This window comes from Chitinophaga cymbidii, from assembly GCF_007992715.1.
Taxonomy (GTDB): Bacteria; Bacteroidota; Bacteroidia; order Chitinophagales; family Chitinophagaceae; genus Chitinophaga; species Chitinophaga cymbidii.
This window is the reverse complement of the sequence record NZ_BKAU01000001.1, coordinates 394773-414387: the sequence shown is the minus strand read 5'-3', so window position 1 is coordinate 414387 and position 19615 is coordinate 394773. Positions and strand designations below refer to the sequence as shown.

The window sequence follows — 19615 nt, the reverse complement described above, 5'->3', positions numbered from 1 at the left end:
GGGGTTATTGCTTAGGATAGGCGGCTTTGCCGGCAGCGGAGCTGCCGTGGCTGAACAAGTTTTCACATTTACTTATTAATAGCAATAATTTTGTATTTCCCGTTGACCACGCTGAACCATATTTGTCCGTTCCCGAGCATGGCGCCCTGTTGGTTACGGAAGATCCTGTCCACCCGCTGCGTGTCTACCGCTGTTTTCAGGTTTACGTCGAATATTTCAGGGTAGGCTCGTTTGAATGCTTCGGGTGTTTTATGGTTTTTCAGCGGGAAGCGGACGTGTGCGGCGATGCTATCGATTTTATCCTCTTTCACCCATCCTTTGAAGTCAAGCAGGAAGCGTTTGAAGCCGGCGGGGTCGTCGAATCCCGCGTTGGCCCAGGAGGTGGGGACGGAGCCGTCTTCGAAGAGGGTGTCTTGTGCATTGAGCTGATCGTCGATGTTGGGGTTTCCAGGGGGCGGGGCAACGGGGATGATCTGTTTGGCGGATTCTATGACGTTCGCTTCCTCCCGGTTTTTATCGGGGGCGGTGTTGCATGCTGTGAGGAGTGTGGCGAGGATGAGGAGGTTTCTCATGCTGAGGGTTTTTGATATTATTCCAACGTTCTTACGCCGGTTTTGTTCAAATACCGCGCCTGCGAGCCATTTTTTGCTGAAAAAACTCTGAAAAAGATTTGTATGTATGATTTATTTGTCCTTATCTTTGCAATCCCAAAAAGGGAAGGATCGGTAGTTCAGTCGGTTAGAATGCCGCCCTGTCACGGCGGAGGTCGCGGGTTCGAGTCCCGTCCGGTCCGCACGAATCTTTAGAGACCCGCGCAAAGCGCGGGTTTTCTATTTTTAGTCGAGTATTTAGTCGAGTTCCCTTTTGTTTTCAATGATCTTTACGGAGGTTAACTACACTTTTCGAATTTCGGAAATTCATCCCAACCTTTAAATACATCTTTATCGATTTATTTGTTTTCCCAATAGCAATTAGATACAGTATTCTTTCTTAAATTCGGATAGTATGCAAGAATACATTCAGAACCCCATAATAAAAGAGCTTCATGAGAAGATTGAAAACCATTATAACAAATCTGAATATGAAGAAGCGATCCTCATAATTGATTCTGTCGTCAGGCAAGACACTTATATTGAATCCACATTGAAAAATTATGCGGTGGTGGATTTTGCATCCCACTACATTGAAATTGCAGATTATATACGTGTAGAAAATTCGAATTTAGCACTCAAACTTGTCTGCAAAGCAATAGGAATACTAAATCATAAGGCAGCTTCAGTTCCTGAAATGCAGCTTCTCATACTATGCAACATTGCACGTGCACATTTGATAAAATATGATATAAAGCATATAGAAAAGGCAAACGACGAGGGCATGTCAATACTGACGTTCAGTTACGATAATACCATATTTGGAATTAAAGAAGACGTTAGTCAAGCAATTTCGAACTATTGGCTTGCGATGAAAGAAATTAATGAAGGTGATGAACTTTACAATATTAGAAACAATCTCTCCAACGCGTTAGCAAGAGTGGGGCGCTTTGTCGAGGCTATTGCGCTTTTTAATGATAACGTAACAGAATTTCCGGAACGATGGGAATCTAGAGCTTCGTTTTCTGATGCTCTACTTAATATAGTGGATTCCTCAATAATGCAAAGAACACCCTCTTTATATTATGCCGTCGCCGAAGGCTATGTCTCTTCTTTGCGACATGACTTAAACAACGGAATAAGAAATACAATCGAACAGAATTTGAATATATGTAAGTTTTATCTTCAGAATACTGATCTGCCATTTGATTATGACAACATCCTCAAAAACAGAATTGAAGAAAATAATGAATTTGATCAACATAGTGATTTCAGAAAGTTCGTTTTAAAAAACCATCTTTCTTTGAACGAACATGCGATTTTCTGCAAATGTAAAAATTCTTCAAAGGACGATCTCAGAATTGGACTGAAAGCCGGTAGTAGTCACTTTTCAGCATTAGGTGTTATGCCAAAGCTAGATGGCTTAATTAATAGATTAGTATCTGAGTTCTCATTTGCACGTTTACAGTATTATAACTACATCAAAGACCTGGTTAAATTTGAAGATGATGTGGAATATTCGATATTATCAAACTTTGATATTTGCGGATATAAAATTGAACAACTTCGATTAAGTTATAGGCTATCTTACTCAATATTGGATAAAATTGCCAATGGCGTAATTGATTTATCAGATATTCAGCGCAATGGAAGAGTTTCTTATTTCGAGAATGTTTTTGATATGTACAAAGAGGAGTTGAAGTACGTTTTCAACATTCATCTTTCTAGTCTTTATTCGATTTCTTTGGACTTAAACAAAGATCAAGGTAGCTTAAGGTTCTTTAAAAGGCTTAGAAATGAAATGGAGCATGGATTTTTGGCGGTAAATGAAAGTCAAGGTGTAAAAAATAGCGTCGTGTCAGTATCCGAAAATGAACTGCGAGAATTTACATTTGACCTTTTAAAACTTACTCGTGCTGCCATTTTTAGTTTTACATTTTTTATACGAACTCAAACTATACATACTTACGGATAGCCTTTATCTTATTCGACCCCAAAAAAAATCATGGAAACAGTCAGTGAGAAAATTTAATAAATATCCAAAAACTTTGGAGCATTTGGCTTCTTCAGGAAGGTGTGTATATTTATGAGATAGATGCAACCTTATGGCAGTCCTTACTTTGTATAAAGAAAAATTCAACCAGGATGGCTTTACAGTCATTGAAAATGTCTATTCTGAAGTAGAATTAGATGCTATCCTACAAGAACTCAACAAGGTAGACAGCTCGAGGCCCACCTTTCGAAAAAGTGCCGATCTGTTTGCCATCAGGCAGTTTTTGAAGGAAGTGCCGGCCGTGGCGCCCCTGATCTTTACAGACCGTTTAAGGCAGATGATAAAAAGTTTTTTTGGCGCCGGTTATTCTGTGGTGAAGTCGATTTATTTCGACAAACCCGGTGCATCGAATTGGTTTGTATCGTATCACCAGGACCTTACCATATCCGTAAACAAGATGGTTGATATGGAAGGTTTTGGCCCCTGGACCATAAAGCAGGATCAATTTGCCGTTCAACCGCCGTTGGACATATTGGAACACAACTTTACCGTGCGTATTCATCTCGACAATACTAATGAGCAGAACGGCGCCTTGCGCGTAATACCGCAATCTCATCGCAAAGGGATTTACCGACCCGAAACCATCAATTGGTCGAAGGAGTCCGAGACCGTCTGCGCCGTACCCAAAGGTGGTATTATGCTTATGAGGCCATTGTTGTTGCATGCCTCAAGCAGAACTACGAATGAGGAAAGACGGAGGGTGATCCATGTTGAGTTTAGCAATAGAGACTTGCCGGAGCCATTGAAGTGGTCGGAGATGGGGGATGTGTTTTAGCGGAGGTGGTATGGTCGCAAACGCTTAGCGATCAGCTAGATTTCGGTATCAGCCTCGCGTTACTAGTTGAACCGCCCTTTCATCCTGGCATATTCCTCGCAAGAGAGCTGAAGAAAAGACAGCTTTCAGCAAATGATATTGCTCTAACCATTTATTCCGATCCGCAAATACTGCCCTCAGCTTGCACCTGGGACACCGGATGTTTATAGATATTGACATATTTATTGATGCACCGTATGATGCGATCGATGTTATTGCTACTCCGTCGTCAAACTCTTTACAGGATTTACAAGCGCTGCATTTATAGCCTGCATGCTCACCGTTACAATAGCAATAAAAATGGCCGTAAAACCCGCCAGCGCCAGCATCCACCAACTGACATCGATCCGATAGGCAAAATTCTCCAGCCACCTGTCGGCTACTATCCTGGCAACGGGTAGCGATATAAGGATCGCCAATATAACTAACTTTAAAAAGCTTTGGGTAAACAGGGAAACGATCTGGCCGACAGAAGCTCCCAGTACTTTTCTTACGCCAATTTCTTTCACCCGCTGATGAGTTGATAAATGAGCAAGGCCAAACAATCCAAGGCTGCACAATATGAATGCCAGCACCGAAGCGAAGTTGATCACTTTTTGCCAGCGACGTTCCTGCTTATAACCGGCAGCATTCTTTTCATCGAGAAATTCATATTGATATATAGCACCGGGTAAAATTGTTTTGAAAATTCTCGCTGTGGCAGCCAATGCTTTTTGCTGATTCGCCCTGTCGGATTTTATCCATTGAACGTAAGATTCTGCGGCATTTTCGGGCCATTTTATAATCAGGGGTTTAATGGGTTCGCGCAAGGAAGCGGTATGGTAATCTTTAAAAACACCGACAATTCTACGGTAGGTACTGTCATGAAACCACACAGAAAGTATATTTTCACCTATCGGATGTTGCAATCCTGCTGCCTTTACAAATGCCTCGTTAACGATGACGCCATTTTTATCTGCGTCCGATACATTCTTTCCTGACAGCAGGGGGATTTCCATCAATGAAAGGAACTGATCATCGGCCGCTTTATTCAGCGCCGAAAATTTACGGTTATTGATCTCTACATCGCCTGAGCCATAATTATTGCCGAAGGATACGGCTTTAATGGAAGGTTCTTTCCTGAGCTCATTTCCCAGGTAACTGATAATTGGATTATAATCGCCCCTGTCACCCTCTACCGAAGTGGTGAATATAGATGATGGATTATATCCGAGGTCTTTTGTACGGATGAAATTCATTTGGCTGTAATAAACGATTGTGCCCGCCACAAGAAAAATAGCCAGCGCAAATTGAACCACAACAAGACTGCGGCCCAGGATATTACGGCCACCGGTCTTTGGCTTGTTGTATAAAACCTTTACGGCTTCAAATTTCGATAATGTCACGGCAGGGTACAGGCCGTTTAACAGAATAACAAGCAGGAAGAGCGCTCCGAACCAGGTCAGCAGTTGCCAATCGAATATTTCAATGAAATGAAACCCTTTTCCGGTGACAGCATTGAACAACGGCAATAAAACACCCATAAGTAAGATGGCAATAAGGAATGCAATAAAGCATAATATGGCCGATTCCACCAGGAATTGCAGTATGATCTGGCTGCTTTTACCTCCGGAGATTTTTCGCATACCTACTTCCTTTGCTCTTTTTAATGAACCGGCGATACTGATATTGACGAAATTAATGGTCGCCATCGCCAAAATAAAGAGCGCAATACCCATGAATACATATGAATGCCCGGCGGCTGCTAAATTCACTACACCGCTTTCGTTCCAGCCATCGGCGGCAAGATGTGTGTTAAAATGGAGGTCGGTCATCGGCTGAAGCCCATACCTTCCCTTGGGATCATAACTCATCCAGTTCATTTCAGGATCGTTCACCTGCGCCTTTGCATGCCGGGCATATATGACGTTGAACTTTTCCTGTACTTTTTCAAGGTTGGCGTCAGGATGCAATAAGACAAAAGTGCTGAGCCATGTTCCAAACCAGTTATTGCTCTGGAATGAAAGCTCCATGAAGCTGAAGGTTAACAGGCAATCAAACTGAAGTGAAGAATTGCCGGGTGGATCTTTTACCACGGCCGTTACCACAAGGGGCTTTTTTAACGCTTTAAAAGAAGGGCTGGCTTCCTCTGCCAGCAATTTCCCGACCACATCTGTGCTATTGAAAAATTTTTTCGCCAAAGATTCGGTCAATACCACTGAATTGATCTCCTTCAATGCCGTTGCAGCATTGCCTTGTATAATCCCGAAACTGAATATATCGAAGAATGAACTGTCTACCCAAAGCGGTTTTACACCAATTGTTTTATCGGCAGCCACCATTGCAGTCTCAATATCTCCACCCATCACGCGGGTCATGTGCTTTACTTCCGGCGTGCCGGCTTTAAAAGCCGGGCCATGTACATGGCCGGTGCTGCCTACCGCGGGCCTCCGCTCGCCTTTTTCGTTTACAAAGCTCGATGTGATCCTGTATATATGCGGGTTGTTTTTATGAAACTTGTCGAAACTATGTTCGTCAGTCCAGTAGAAAACCGCCAGTAACGTGCAACAGATGCCGGCAGCCAGGCCGAAGACATTGATGGTGGAGTACAATTTGTTTTTGGATAAGTGGCGGAAAGCGGTTTTTAGGTAGTTCCTGAGCATGGGGGATTTTATATTAAAGATAATGATTCGGAGGCATTTTTAGCTCCATATAGGGTCTGCGAAATAAATGTTATATTCATATATCAACAAAATCGCACCCCAATGGCAAAACAAACTTCTTTGTTCACCTTCACGGGTAAAGCCGGCAATATGATCGGCTATTACCGGGATGGTAAACACTACTTCCGCAGCATGCCTGAAACCGTCCGGCAGACTACGGCCACCCGCCGCGCAGCACAGCGTTTCGGCGCGGCCAGCAGCAAAGCCCGCCTTATCCGCGGCGCATTCGCCAATGACCTCGATGTTCATTGCGACGGCGGGCATATCAACCGCCTCAACAAAACCATCATCAAAGGCGGCGTCCGCAACACCGAAGCCATCGCAGGCTTCCGTTTTAACCAGCATACGGGGACAGACCGCTTCTTTACCGTAGCGCCCACGCTCTCGGAGGACGGAATACTGCATATTCCCCCGCAGGTATTGCCACAGTTCAGGGGCATCTCCACGCTGGAGGTAAAAGTGATCGCTACGCGCATCCACTTCGGGGAACGTCGCGTGACCGGCACTGAAACCGCCATGATCGTGCTGAATACCCACGAGGCATTTGCAGGCGCAGCGCTGAATGTAGATGTCCCCGGCAAAGGAACGCTGATCGTGACCTTGCAGGTAAGAGGCATGTGCAGCGGCAGGGCATCCTTCAACAGGAAATACCTCGCCGCTGATGTCATCGCCGTGCAGGAACCGCAGACAAAGCAGGTCTTCCACAAACCGGAACACCAGCAACAGGCGGTGCTGCAGCAGCGGCTGCAATCGCTGACCGGCACTCCGCAACAACAGGCAGCAGCAGCAGCGCAACGGCAGAAAATAACCGCAGTCTCCTCCCCACCTGTCATCCAACGGGAATAAGCCATTCCCCGCCAGCGGATGCATTTTGTTGAGTAAACTATCCATTGAACACCATACCCTCCCACACTATATTTCCAGTCAATTTGCCGCAAGCGCCCATGCTTGTGAAGGGTTCCCTATTGCCTGAATTTCCCGGGATACAAATTTTTCAAGTTCACACGAAAAACACACCATCTCCGCATCAAGTCCACGTGACCCAGTGTGATCCTTCAGCGATCACTTAGCGATCCTATAGCGGCTATATCTTAAAATATTGCATGTCACGCATAACTTTCTCTGGCAGGCATTGTGCAGGAGTACGCTACCCATTTTCCAGCAGCGCCGTCGGCGCATAACCAAATTGCTTCTTAAACGCGAAGGAAAAATGCGACAGGTTTTCAAAGCCAACTTCATAACAAACATCTATCGGTTTCTTCTTTTTTTCCACAAACTGATAATGCGCCAGATCAAGCCGTTTTTTAGTCAGCCACCGCTGTGGCGTAGTAGCAAACACCTTCTTGAAATCCCTTTTAAACGTTGTTAAGCTCCTGCCGGTAAGGTAACCAAACTTCTCCAGCGGCAGGTTAAACATGAAATTCCTTTCCATATAGTCGGCCAGGTCTATCTTGCCGGGCTCCTCGAAATTGGCAAGTATATTGTCGATGTCAGCATCTATCGAACGCAAGATCGTCACAGCTTCGGTGAGCTTTAGATGCGCAATATCTTTCGGCAGATTCTTCATTTCGAAATAAGGGATCAGCGATGACAGGCAACTTTCCAGTAACGGGTGATTAGCATAGTGCCGTATCCTTTCGGTATCTGCAGTTGCCGGCCTGACATTCAGCCTGGCATAGAAGTTCCGCAACCATTCGGTCGTCAGGTGCATGACCACCGTTTTATGCGGCAGCCCGTCTTTCGGATAGTTGATGATGGTAGCGAGCTGATTTCTCGGTATCAGGAAAATATCTCCTTTCTGGAACTGGTAGGTCCCCTCGGCACGGACAATTTTGGTTTCACCGGAAATGAACCAGATCAGCATGTGATGCTCGAACATGATGTCCGATTTGAAGAACTTGTCCTGGTAGCAGGATAGCTTGATATCTTCGGTAATATATTTAGCCTGATATTCCATATTGCCTTTGCAAATTTACGGGGAAACTGTTACGGAAGCGTTTTATTTGACGGAGAACAGGATGCCTGTCATCTCTTCCGTAAGCGTCCAGAGGCGCTTTGCATTGTGCTCGTCCAGCGAATAGGGTTGTACGCCGCTTTGATGAAGGGTTGCGTCTGAAGACAACAACGCTGCGATGTCGCCATCCTCACAGTAAACGCCGCCGATGCCGTTAAGCTGTGAACTGGTGGCCGCCCATACGGTAGTGGCCGCTCCCTGTGGTATGGTCTTTAAGGTGGCCAGCACCTCCGGCCGCATATTTCCGTTCTCATCCAGGAATCCCATTTGCTGGAACAGTTCAACGGACGCTTCCCTGCCCAGTTCCGTACCGGCAATTGATCCGGGATGCACGGAGTAAGCTCTTACATTATAATGTTGGGCGCGATTGTCCAGCTCCAGCGAGAACAGGTTGCTGGCTGTTTTCGATTGACCGTAGGCTTGCAGGGTCTCGTATGCGCGATGCTCAAAATTCGGATCATCAAAGTTGAAGGCGGACATATGATGCCCGAGCGAGGAAACATTGACCACTCTTGCGCCATTCGCCTGTTTGAGCGCGGGCCAGAGCCTGGCGGTCAGGTGAAACTGCCCGATGTAATTGGTGGCCAGCTGGGATTCAATGCCCCGTTGATCCCTGCGCAGCGGCACCCACATGATTCCGGCATTATTGATCAGCAAATGTAAGGGCCGGCCCGAGGCGAGGAATTTTTCCGCAAAGGCATCTATTGACGCGGGGTCCATGATGTCCATCACTTCGATCTCCACATGGGCGATACCTTCGAGATTTACCCTTGCTTTTTCCAGGTTCCTAGCCGGAACGATCACAGTTGCTCCCGCAGCAGCCAGTGTTTTCGCGGTTTCCAGGCCAATGCCGGTGTTGCCGCCGGTTACGATGGCGGTCTTGCCGCTGAGATCAATACCTTTGATAATATCCGTGGTGGTTGACCGGGCGTTGAAGCCTGTGCGAAGCGGGTGCTGAAGCGCTCCCTGGTAGTTGTTTTGTATCATGTTGATTTGTTTTGTTGATACAAAAGTAGCGCACGGGTTTTCGGTCAGCTTTGTTCAAAAGGCCGAATATGCTTTGTTTAAAAGACCGCAGACAATCAGAATCCGGCCACTAAAATGACCCGCTTAAAAGAATACACCATAGGGGAAGTGGTAAAATGACGGGCTATCCTCTCTTTGAAATCCGCCGTAAATGCGGATTTCACCGGCTCTTCCAGTTTCTCCATATAGGGTACAAGCGCGGAACCGGAGATGAAATCGTATAAGGTTTCAATGGATTGTGCAATGATCGGGTACACCTTCTGGTATACCACCGTTTCTTTTGCACCGTTGCTGTACAGCAAGTGCGTATACTCATCCAGCGTCAGCACCGGCGAATGCCGTATGGCGCCATGCAGGGCATCGTAGTAGGGCTGCTCATGCACCAGTTCATACAGGATCTGGTTCAGCAGGTTCTCCTGCTGCGAGGGCATCTGCACCGCAAGCTGACCATCCGGTAAAAGCTTTGAAATGATCTTCGGGAAAAGGGCAGCATGATCATTCACCCATTGTAAAGATGCATTGGCTACGATAGCATCCCATTTATCAGCAAGTTGCAACTGGTCTTCCACCGATCTTTGCGCGAAGGAAATATTATGTTGTTGCGGAGCTTTTGCCAGCATTTCGGCGGATGTATCAACACCCAGTACATTGCTTCCGGGAAATTTATCCGCAATAGCCTTTGTCAGTTCTCCCGTTCCGCAACCCAGATCGATGATGCTCATACCCGGTTTAGCCTGAATATGACTGATCAGATCGTAAAACGGCTCATACCTTTTCTCTTTGAACTGGTTGTATACATCGGGATTCCAGGGCATATGCTTCGTTTTACTGCAAATATAAGTAAGGCCGCCTCAATGTTATTACAGAGACGGCCTTCTTTACTATTCGGCTACCGTAAGTCTTTCATCATACAACCAGAAATTCGTCACCTCTTTCCCATAGGCGTCAGATGCTATAGTGAACTGATAGTATGTGCCCGGCGCCACGGTAGCAGGCACTTTCAGCTTCAGCTCGTTCATCGAATAACCTAACAGCTCAAATTCATATTCCTCGCCGGATTCGGCGTTCTGGCCCTTAACGGAAGTGATGCCGATGAACTTTCCGCCTTTAAACGTTACCTCATCGCCCCGTTGCACGCTGGCGGAAGGCAGGATAGCGGAAACCTTCGGGTTCAGGAAGCCGATCCTGAGTGTGGTGTTATGGTACACCGTGCGTATGCCGGACACCACTTTGACGCGGTACTCGCCATACGGGAGGGAGGGAAGCGTATCCTTCACCGGCTCGGGCACGCGGCACCAGAGGATCCCTTCGCCCACGGTCACCACGTTGGGGTACGGCGACCAGAACACGAGCGGCGTTTCATTGTTATTTTCATCCACAAGATACACCCGCGTCTGCGCGGAATCGGGGATGAAGTAGTTACCGGAAATGGTGAGCAGATCGCCGTATGTGAGTACTTCGTTGGGACTTGTCTGCCTGATGTGTGGTGTGGGTTGGTTGATCACCGGTTTGAGGCGGTACGACTGCTGTGAGCCGTCCTGCGCGGTAACGGTGAATACGGTCTGTGCGTCAAAGGGCACTTTGGCGCCGGATGCGGGGCTGATGGAAGCCCTTTCGGCAACGGTAATATTGGCCGTAATGGAATCAGGCACCATCTGATGCGGCGGCCAGTAGAGAATGATCTCGTTGTTTTCCACCACGCCTTTCAACGGCTGGCCCGCGGCATCCTGTACGGAGAACTGCAGCAGGTCGGTATAGGGATAATCAGGCTGTTTCTTGGTGCAGCCAAGCAAAGCGAGGCAGAGCGCGGCTGCGGGCAGAATATATTTTATGAACATGCTGAATGCGGTTTAATGTAGTGAAGGCATTATTTGGCGGTGATGGTAGTGAATGAACCTGAACGCACGATCGGGTCCCAGGTGTCGAACTCCATGCGGTAACGCTGGTATGCGCCGGTGGGAAAATCTTCCGGCACTTTAATAACGGCTTCTTCGCGGTTGTAAGATTCCACGATCAGCGGCAGCCAGTTCACACCGTCTGCGGACATGGCGAACGATTTTACGCCGGTGAACACCTTGCCGGAAGACACATGGGCCACCAATGTGAATTTATCGCCCTGCTTCACTTCGCGGGTGGTGAAGTATCCAAAATCGGGCTGACGGTACGCTACTCTTATGGGATATTGCATGGTCGCCGTTCTGCCGTAAATGGCCGCTTTCACATGATACAGCCCGCTATCCAGTGTGCTGGGAACCGGGATGCCGGAAAGCCAGTATTGTACGGTGCCGGTGGAAGCATCGCCGCTGGAGCTGATAGCGGTCAGCGTCAGCGGATGTTCGGCGCCGCTCTTATCTACCAGCCACGCATCTGCGATCTTGGCGTTCAGGGTGTAGAATGACCCCGTGATGCTGAACTGGCCGTATCCCGGCCATGTTTCATAATAGCTGTCTGCGGTGGATATTTCGGTGAGCACGAACGGTACGCCCGGCGGCTGCACATATATTTTCAGTTTGTACACCGTGACGGAACTGTCTTTTCCTTTTACGGTGTACTGCTGCGTAGAGTCGTTCACGTTTACCGGCAGCAGTTCTTCCAGCACGCTTGCGCCTTCGGATACTTTGATCTGCGGATCGATGATGTTGAGGTTGTAATAAAACGGCAGGTATACGGTGATGGTGTGGTCCGTCTGGTCAACAACGCCGTATATCAGGGTATCCGGAAGGTTGGTAACGGCGAACGAAAGCATGCTGCTTTGCGTACGCGCGGGCAGGTCTTCCGTTTTGGTGCAGGACGCGATGGTCATCAGCGCGAGCAGGGCGCCGGATAACAGCTTGATATGAATCTTCATGGGTGGCTTATTTGATCGTAAAATCCATAGTGCCGGGAGCGGCAATGACATATTCAAAAGTGAAGTAGGGAGCCGGGTCTTTTGTTTTCGGCTCGTCCGGCGCATCTTTATACAGGCTGATGATGCGCAGCTTGGCATAGTTGCCCAGGGCGGTGCGTACGATGATCGTACGGTCGGGGCGCGCCCAGCAGGTATGTGCCTGATCGGGGCCAGCACCACCGATGCCCACAGTAGACCGCAGATCGCCGTTCCAGTCATAGATCGCCCAGCCCAGCCCTTCCCCAAAGGCGCCATCAGCATCCAGCCCGAACCCGGCCATTCTTGTGCTGAAGGTAACATTGGCCGGTACGCTGGTAAGTTTGGAAAATGGCGTGTCGATGATCATCACGCCGCCTTTGCCCGGACCGCCTTTTCCTAAAGAAGCGTAAGGTGAAGGGTCCGCGCCGTAGTTACCGCCGATGGAGGTATTATACACGCCGCTGAAAGATACGTCCCAGCGGTTGGTCAGCAGGTATTCTTCCGGGCAGGGTTTGTTCAGCTCAAGGCTGTAGAAGATCACTTCCCTGTTGGCGTCCGGCGCGGTGAGGGAGCTGGTATCGCCGGTAAAGTTGCTGACGGTGATCAGCTTGTTGTAGATGGTTGCTTCTCCTGAAGGTTCCGGTTGGTTGTCTTTCTCATTATCTTTCGAGCAAGCGCTCATGCCCAGCAATACAATAGCTGCCGCGGCCCATATCCATTGTATGCGCAGTTGTTTTCTCATTCTCTAATGCGTTTGGTTTGCAGCTGCAAAATTCGATGATTCCGCATACCAATAACGGAGAAATACTAGCCAGATACAGAGAAATTTAGCAGCTCCAGTATCCCTTCATTCCGGATGATCATCATACCCTGGCGGTCTTCCGTGATACCTTCCTGCAACCGGTAAGTATACCGCGGATGCGCGCCTTCCATGATCGTGGGCATGTAGGCAAAGCGGATATTGTCCAGTTCTTTCAATGCTTCTCCCACTTCAATGATGTGCGTGGAAACGATGAACAAACATTCCCTGAAGCCCGCAAACCCTTCCGTTACCGCGAGCGTCCCGTCATAAGCATCCTTTACATTCGTGCCTTTGAACAGCTCGTCAAACATCAACAGCAGCCTTTTACCGCTGGCTGCCGCCAGGGCGGCCTGTTTTACCCGTACAACCTCCGCATAGAAATGGCTGTAGCCGAGACCGATGTTATCCGCCACATTGATAGAAGAATACAAACCCTCGCGCACCGAAAACTCCATGCCGGATGCCGCAACGGGAAAACCCATATGCGCCAGGTAAAAGCCGATGCCGATGGATTTCATCAGCGTGGACTTCCCGGCCATGTTAGCGCCGGTCAGGAACAATACGTTGGAATCTTTTTCCATCATCACGTTGTTGCCTACCGCCTTTGAGAGGCAGGGATGGCGCAGGTCTTTCGCGGAGAAAACATTCGCTTCGGGAGGCAGCGCGGCCGCGTAGCCAAAGTTCTTTTCCGCGGCTACGCTGCCAACAGCGATGTAAACATCGGTTTCATAGATGAAGGCGAGGACGGACCCCATTTTTTGCCGGAGCTTGCCCTTGAGCAGGCTGTCGTAATGGGAGAGGGTTTTCATGGGAATGGACTGGTATATGTCGATGTTGGACAGGTCTTTTACCTGGCTGCTTTCCAGGATGTCCCGTATAGCAGCGATGTGACCGGCATAAGGTTCCGGCGCATGGCGGAGCGAAGCCACAAAGGCCCTGCATTTGTTGAGCGTGATGATGGTGGCGTGCATCCGCTGAATGATCTCCTTGTACCTTTCATCCCTGGTGAGCACCGCGAGGCTCTTTATAACCAGCAGCGAGGCCATGGTAAAGGCGGCGTTCCTGCTTCCGCCTGTGTCCAGGTACTCGTGCATGAAAGTCACCTGCAATGCGTCAAAGGGAAAAGTATGCCCCGCCTGCTGAAAGAAATGGAATATCCTGCTGCGCTCGTTGATGGCATCGCTGCTGCCGAGCGGGTGGCGGAACATTTTATCGAGCAGTTGTTCGCCTCCGCGTGTTTTAGTGCGATTGAACAGATGATACACCGAGCCCTGCCGGAATTTCCCCATCAGGTTCAGCTCATCAAGGGTCTGTTTGTCTATATTGAAACTCATGTTTTGATCAGTTTTTCTTCAGTATGTCCAGTATGCCTTCATTTCTGATAATGACCATGCCGTGCCGGTCGTCTGTAATGCCGCGTTCCAGTTTATACGTATACGTTGGTGTATGCCCGTTCATTCTGGTAGGCATGTACAGGAACGAAACGTTTTTCTGCTGCTGCAGCGATTCGCCCGCTTCCACAATATGGGAGGAGATGATGAAGATGCTGTTGGCCTTCGTGGCAAATCCTTTCATGACGGCTACGGTCGCTTCATGCGCGTCTTTTACGTTGGTGCCCCTGAACAGTTCATCAAACAGGATGAAGTACGATTTGCCGCTGCTTAATGCCGTCGCCATTTTTTTCACTCTTGTCACTTCCGCATAAAAATGGCTGGCCCCGATCCCCAGGTTGTCCGGCAGGTTGATGGTGGTGTAAAGACCGTCCATGACGGAGAACGACATGGCGGTCGCCGCAACGGGAAACCCCATGTGCGCCACGTACAGCGCCGTGCTCAGCGCGCGGAGGAAAGTGGACTTGCCGGCCATGTTGGCGCCGGTCAGAAAGATAACGTTCGATGCGGAGTCGATGGAAATATTGTTCCCCACCGGCTGTTGCAGCCCCGGATAGTATACACCCTCCAGCGTAAGCAAGCACTGCCCTTTATCCAGCGCCCGCGGGAAAACGAATTTTCTTTCAGCGGCTGTCTGTGCTACGGACATGTACACATCCAGCAGGTAAATATGCCGCAGCAGTGCTTCCAGCTTGTGTCTTTCACTGTTCCTGAACAGCGCGTCGAAAGCGGTGATCGCCGCATAGGAAGGTTTCTCTTTTTGCGGCAGGCGAAGCACGGGGCTGAACGCCGGATCTTCCACCAGGTGAGTAATGCTGTCATATTCTGTTGCATATGCGTCTATTTCCCCCAATGCGCTGTTCTTCACGAAACCGCTGGTGAGCCTGATCAGCTCAATGACCCCGGCAACACCGTTCTGTATCTCCTTTTCTCCGAGTACGGACTGGCTACCGTTACTATGATTTTCAGCGCCATGCAGGAGGTATTTTTCCACCACGTCAAATAAGGAACCGTTGTACGGAAAGGGAATGTTCAGCCTCGCAAAGTTCTCTATGATGTTACTGCGTCTGTTGATCTCCGCTTTGTCCGACAGCGGATTGCGGAACATTTCTTCCAGCAGCGATTCGCCGCCACGGGTATGGGTGCGGTTGTAAATATCGTAAATGCTCCTGCTGTCGTGTTTCCCGAAAATGCCCAGGTCGCCGATTGTTTGTTCGTCGGTTTGTAAAATCATCATATTATTTTCTTTTCCTCCGGATGAGCAATATGGTAGCGAATAACGCCAGGATGCCCGGTATTACCCACACGTACACGATCTTCAAAACAGCCGCACTCTTGCCGCTGATCGTCAACAGGTTGTCCTGGTGTCCCGATCTTGGCGTATATATAGGGAACCTGTTCTCATCCAGCCAGCTATACATGGAGATCGTAAAATAGGACACGTACTTGCGGAGGTTGCTCGCAAAATCCGCATCACCGCAAACGACTATACGCTGTTCTTTTCCGGACAATTTCCGGGTAAGCTGTATGGCCGTGGGAAAGTTGCCTTTTATGTCGCCTTCCGCCGGCGTGAATACGGGAGCGGCGGAATCCGTTACCAGCGGCCCCATTTTCAGCCAGCCTTGCGATTCCAGCGTGAGCGCCAGCGGCTGCATGGTAAATCCGCTGTCCGGCGTGTGGGAAATACCCGTAACCCCCGGCATCAGCGCGGTGATGGTATCCGTGCCAAAGAGTTCCAGTGCGGGGTCCGCTTTTTTCTGGTTCCGCAGTTTCCTTACCGCCCACAGCAGGTTATCGTCGGAGAGGTTGATGCCTGCCCCTGTCAGTATGGGGGTGGCCATATGCGGCATCTCGTTTTCGCTCGGCTGTACAATGGTGCCCGGCAGTAATTGTACGCCTAATGTTTGCAGAACAGGGTTCAGTACATGCTGTTTTTTCAGTTCCCCGAGCAGGAGCATGTTGCCGCCATTGCTGATATAGGTCCTGATCTTTTCAACCACCACCGGGCTTAGGTCCCTTTTGGGATCGGCCAGCACTACTATGGAAGCATCCGCGGGAATATCCTGGTGGTCCAGCGAAACGGTATCGATATCAAAACCGATGTTGATGAGGGAAGCTCTGTTTCTTTTGTCGGAAGTCATGCTTTCGTATTCCCTTTCCCCGGACTTGTAGATGGACCGCTCCAGGTTCCCGGTGATGTAAACGACCTTGGGTATTTTCGCCTGTAACAACCGTTTTAATACCGCGGATACATTCGTTTCATCCGGCCAGAACTCCGTATCCGGAAAAGTGCGCAGGAACTGTGTTTGCCCTTTGTATTTGAGCTGCATGATCGTTCGCAGGTTTTCCGGCCGCAGGTCGAGCAGTTGCTTCATTTCTTCCGGAGGCATAAAATCTGATAGGTCCACGCCATACATATCCGCCATTCTTTCGGCGATCTGCTTCAGGGTCTTGTTCGGAAACCTGCGGAACAACGACGGCCCCTGGATGCTTTCGTCGTAATCATAGTAGTATTTATACCTGAACTTGATGTCCGGCTTGAACCGTACATATTTTTCCCACAGGTAGTCGAGATATACATTTCGTTGATCCGGGAACGCCCGTGGAGCGGCGTCGTCCAGGAGATTTCCATACAAAGTCACTTCCAGCGGCTCGTCTCCCAGCTCTTTAATGACCTTTTGTATGCGCGGGTGGATGGTGTTGATCTGGTTGGAGGTAGTGTCCAGGTAACCGGTAAAACGCGGGCGCGAGCTGATATAGCCCACCGCCAGCGCAATGGCCAGCACGGTCAGATATTCGGTTGCCCTGGCGTACCAGGGTTTGGATGCCCTGCCCGATTTGAGGCGGATCAGTGTAAAGCCGACGAACATGAATATCACCACCAGGAAATATATCACGTCTTTCGTGGTGATCAGCCCCACCAGCATTTTGTCCGTCCGCCCTACCAGCGAAAGGAACCAGGTCAGGTCACGGATGAAGTCGTATTGCTGCCAGAGGCCGCCGATGTAGCTCAGTACAAGTATGATCGTAAAGGTGCTGATGGCGGAAACGATCTGGTAAGTGGTAAGGCTGCTCATAAAAAGCCCGATGGCCGAGTAGGCGCATATCAACAGGAAGAACCCGAGGGTGGCGGACATCAGCAGCCCGTATTCGATGGTATTGACGGTCAGGGCGGCGGTTGTTACGAATATCCCCAGCGTACAGAGCAGCAGCAGGTTATAAGCCACCACCGCAAGGTATTTTCCCAGCACGATCTGCCGGATGGTAACAGGGGAAGAATATAATAATTTGATCGTGCCGTTATTGATTTCCCTGCTGACAAGCCCCATCGTAAGCAGAGGGACAAACAGGTACAGGTTTCGCAGGATGTGGGTGAAAAGCGCACCCTGTTCAACAAACAACATGCGGGTGAACGAGTTTAATTCCCCCCAGTTCCTGAAATTGGGGTTGCTCTCCCTGTAGATATCCTGCGCATGTGCGACGGGATACAGGAGGCTCGTGAAAACAATCGAGCACTGCACCAGGAATACGATCAGTAAAAACCAGGCAACCGGCGAATAGAAAAGGTTGCGCAATTCATTCTTTGTTATCTTGAAAATGATGTTCATTTAAATAAGTTTGATGTCAAAAATCCAGTCGTTCGCCTGCTGCTCAGGAATTGGAGGAAAGCTGTTTGAATGTATCGTCCAGCAGCTTCTTTTCGAGGCTCAGCTCCCGCAGGCGCCAGTTGTGCTGCACACTGGCCGCTACCAGTCTTTCAGATATTTCCAGGTCGCCGTCAAAATCGATCCGCAATTCCTTGTTGCTCAGGAACACTACGCCGGTAACCCCCGGCACGTTCAGCAGGTCTTCTTTCGCGGGCGGGTTTTCCATCTTTACGAGGATGCTTTGCGGTTGCAGGTAATTATCAAAAGCATCCATCGTATCGGCAAATACCACCTTCCCGGATTCTATCATGATGATGTCTTTACAAAGCAGGTGTATTTCGGAGAGGATGTGGGAGGATAACAATACGGCATGGTCGCGGGAGATTTCCCGGATCAGCTTTCTTGCTTCCAGCAGCTGGTTGGGGTCCAGTCCGTTCGTCGGCTCGTCCATTACCACCAGCCTTGGCTTGTGAATAATGGCTTGTGCGATACCTACGCGCTGGCGGTATCCACCGGAAAGATTTTTTATCAGACGGCTGCTGAAATGCGCAATACCGCACCGTTCCTTTGCTTCCTCCACAGCGGGTTTGATCTTTTCCTTTGCTATGAACCGCAGCTCCGCGCAGTAGGTCAGGTATTCGTCAATGGTCAGGTCTGTATAGACCGGTGGCGTTTGCGGCAGGAAGCCGATGTTTTTCTTCGCCGCTTCAGGTTCTTTTTGCAGGTCTGTTCCATTGATATACACCTTTCCTTCCGTTTGATTGAGCACGCCGCAGATGATATTCATGGTGGTGGACTTTCCGGCGCCGTTGGAGCCCAGCAAGCCGGTGATGCCGGTTTGCCCGATCTCGATATTGATATCCCTGATGGCCCAGGAGCTGGAATATTTATGTGACAGCCCTTCCGTTCTTAATATACTATTCATGGTTATAGTTTGTTTCAATGATTATTGACGATAAAAGCCGCCGGCGATGATCCCGGCGCTTCGCTGAAGACGATCGTGAAATTGTTATACCGCCAGGGATTGGGAGGCCCGGCCGTGCCGGGATTGGGGATGCTGCAGGTTGCCAGTAGGGCACCGTCCGCGGCATCGCGGAATTCGAATACATAGCTTTGTGCGGAAGCATCGGCCGGATACTTCCTGAAATCCGTCACGCCCTTATATGGCAGGTTGTCCGCTTCGCTGCCGTCAGGCTCGCCCTGCAGGTTCACGCGAATGGCCGTTTTTCCGCCGGACAGGTTCACGAAACGGATGCCCATGCTGCTGTCCGCCAGTGGAATATCGGGCGGAACATCTTTTACGAACAAGGTATCCGGGTTATCCACCGTTCCGGCTATGAAAAGGCTGCCGATGGTTCCGGCCGGCAGCGCGAACAGCAGCTTCAACAGGGAATGGTCTTCCCATTCGTGGCCCGGCCAGGCAGGATATATTTCCCGGAGGTTCACGATCTGGCTGCCGCCGTGAAGGCTGTACGCGAGGGACTTGTTCCATTCAATGATCTGGTTGGTTCCCCTGTTGAGATAAATAATGGAATCCTGTTCATTGAAATTGACAATGAGGGAAGTTGTTAATGTATTAACGATCGTCAGCGACACTGCTCCGGGCGGCACCGGCGTTTTGGAACAAGCGCTGAATACGCCGGCTCCCCAGAACAGGCAGAGCCAACGTATAGCGGAAGGAAAGAACGCTCTTTTTGTTTTTTTCATGCG

At 49.3% G+C, this 19615-nt stretch carries 16 protein-coding genes and 1 tRNA gene; 4 read left to right on the top strand and 13 right to left on the bottom strand.

Annotated features, from left to right (window positions below; genetic code table 11):
- Positions 1–68: 68 nt before the first annotated feature.
- The gene (locus CCY01nite_RS01645; RefSeq protein WP_146857560.1) at positions 69–572 is read right to left on the bottom strand and encodes a hypothetical protein; all 504 of its coding nucleotides are present in this window, start codon (positions 570–572) and stop codon (positions 69–71) included.
- 147 nt (positions 573–719) lie between these two features.
- Here CCY01nite_RS01645 and CCY01nite_RS01640 point away from each other — a divergent pair.
- From CCY01nite_RS01640 to CCY01nite_RS01630, 3 genes are all read left to right on the top strand, one after another.
- Positions 720–793, top strand: a tRNA-Asp gene (locus CCY01nite_RS01640).
- Positions 794–1005: 212 nt separating this feature from the next.
- The gene (locus CCY01nite_RS01635; RefSeq protein ID WP_146857559.1) at positions 1006–2565 is read left to right on the top strand and encodes an LA2681 family HEPN domain-containing protein; all 1560 of its coding nucleotides are present in this window, start codon (positions 1006–1008) and stop codon (positions 2563–2565) included.
- A gap of 130 nt (positions 2566–2695) precedes the next feature.
- Positions 2696–3418, top strand: coding sequence for a phytanoyl-CoA dioxygenase family protein (locus tag CCY01nite_RS01630; protein WP_146857558.1), 723 nt, complete (start codon positions 2696–2698; stop codon positions 3416–3418).
- 257 nt (positions 3419–3675) lie between these two features.
- Here the strand turns inward: CCY01nite_RS01630 and CCY01nite_RS01625 are convergent, their stop codons facing one another.
- Positions 3676–6099 carry an ABC transporter permease gene (locus CCY01nite_RS01625; RefSeq protein ID WP_146857557.1) on the bottom strand — a complete coding sequence of 808 codons (2424 nt, stop codon included), beginning with the start codon at positions 6097–6099 and terminating at the stop codon, positions 3676–3678.
- Positions 6100–6201: 102 nt separating this feature from the next.
- Here CCY01nite_RS01625 and CCY01nite_RS01620 point away from each other — a divergent pair, with 102 nt between their 5' ends.
- Positions 6202–7005, top strand: coding sequence for a hypothetical protein (locus CCY01nite_RS01620; RefSeq protein WP_186830845.1), 804 nt, complete (start codon positions 6202–6204; stop codon positions 7003–7005).
- Positions 7006–7306: 301 nt separating this feature from the next.
- On the opposite strand, the gene CCY01nite_RS01615 is transcribed toward CCY01nite_RS01620, so the two are convergent.
- The 11 genes from CCY01nite_RS01615 to CCY01nite_RS01565 form a co-directional block, all read right to left on the bottom strand.
- Positions 7307–8116: a helix-turn-helix domain-containing protein gene (locus tag CCY01nite_RS01615; protein WP_146857556.1), complete on the bottom strand. Its 810-nt coding sequence runs from the start codon at positions 8114–8116 to the stop codon at positions 7307–7309.
- 42 nt (positions 8117–8158) lie between these two features.
- Positions 8159–9160, bottom strand: coding sequence for an SDR family NAD(P)-dependent oxidoreductase (locus tag CCY01nite_RS01610; RefSeq protein ID WP_146857555.1), 1002 nt, complete (start codon positions 9158–9160; stop codon positions 8159–8161).
- A 95-nt stretch (positions 9161–9255) separates the two neighbouring features.
- Positions 9256–10014, bottom strand: a complete 759-nt coding sequence (locus tag CCY01nite_RS01605; protein WP_146857554.1) for a methyltransferase domain-containing protein — start codon at positions 10012–10014, stop codon at positions 9256–9258.
- A 66-nt stretch (positions 10015–10080) separates the two neighbouring features.
- Positions 10081–11037 carry an SGBP N-terminal domain-containing protein gene (locus tag CCY01nite_RS01600; protein ID WP_146857553.1) on the bottom strand — a complete coding sequence of 319 codons (957 nt, stop codon included), beginning with the start codon at positions 11035–11037 and terminating at the stop codon, positions 10081–10083.
- A 29-nt stretch (positions 11038–11066) separates the two neighbouring features.
- Positions 11067–12047 carry an SGBP N-terminal domain-containing protein gene (locus tag CCY01nite_RS01595; RefSeq protein ID WP_146857552.1) on the bottom strand — a complete coding sequence of 327 codons (981 nt, stop codon included), beginning with the start codon at positions 12045–12047 and terminating at the stop codon, positions 11067–11069.
- Positions 12048–12054: 7 nt separating this feature from the next.
- A complete protein-coding gene (locus CCY01nite_RS01590) occupies positions 12055–12807 on the bottom strand; it encodes an HmuY family protein (protein ID WP_146857551.1) in 753 nt (250 codons plus the stop codon).
- 65 nt (positions 12808–12872) lie between these two features.
- Complete coding sequence (locus tag CCY01nite_RS01585) at positions 12873–14201, bottom strand: MutS-related protein (RefSeq protein WP_146857550.1); 1329 nt, start codon at positions 14199–14201, stop codon at positions 12873–12875.
- A gap of 7 nt (positions 14202–14208) precedes the next feature.
- Entirely contained in the window at positions 14209–15495 is a 1287-nt protein-coding gene (locus CCY01nite_RS01580; protein WP_246129821.1) for a MutS-related protein, read from the bottom strand.
- A 1-nt stretch (position 15496) separates the two neighbouring features.
- The gene (locus CCY01nite_RS01575) at positions 15497–17866 is read right to left on the bottom strand and encodes a Gldg family protein (protein ID WP_146857549.1); all 2370 of its coding nucleotides are present in this window, start codon (positions 17864–17866) and stop codon (positions 15497–15499) included.
- 43 nt (positions 17867–17909) lie between these two features.
- Positions 17910–18830 carry an ABC transporter ATP-binding protein gene (locus tag CCY01nite_RS01570; RefSeq protein ID WP_146857548.1) on the bottom strand — a complete coding sequence of 307 codons (921 nt, stop codon included), beginning with the start codon at positions 18828–18830 and terminating at the stop codon, positions 17910–17912.
- A 14-nt stretch (positions 18831–18844) separates the two neighbouring features.
- Entirely contained in the window at positions 18845–19612 is a 768-nt protein-coding gene (locus CCY01nite_RS01565; protein ID WP_146857547.1) for a DUF4397 domain-containing protein, read from the bottom strand.
- Positions 19613–19615: the final 3 nt, after the last annotated feature.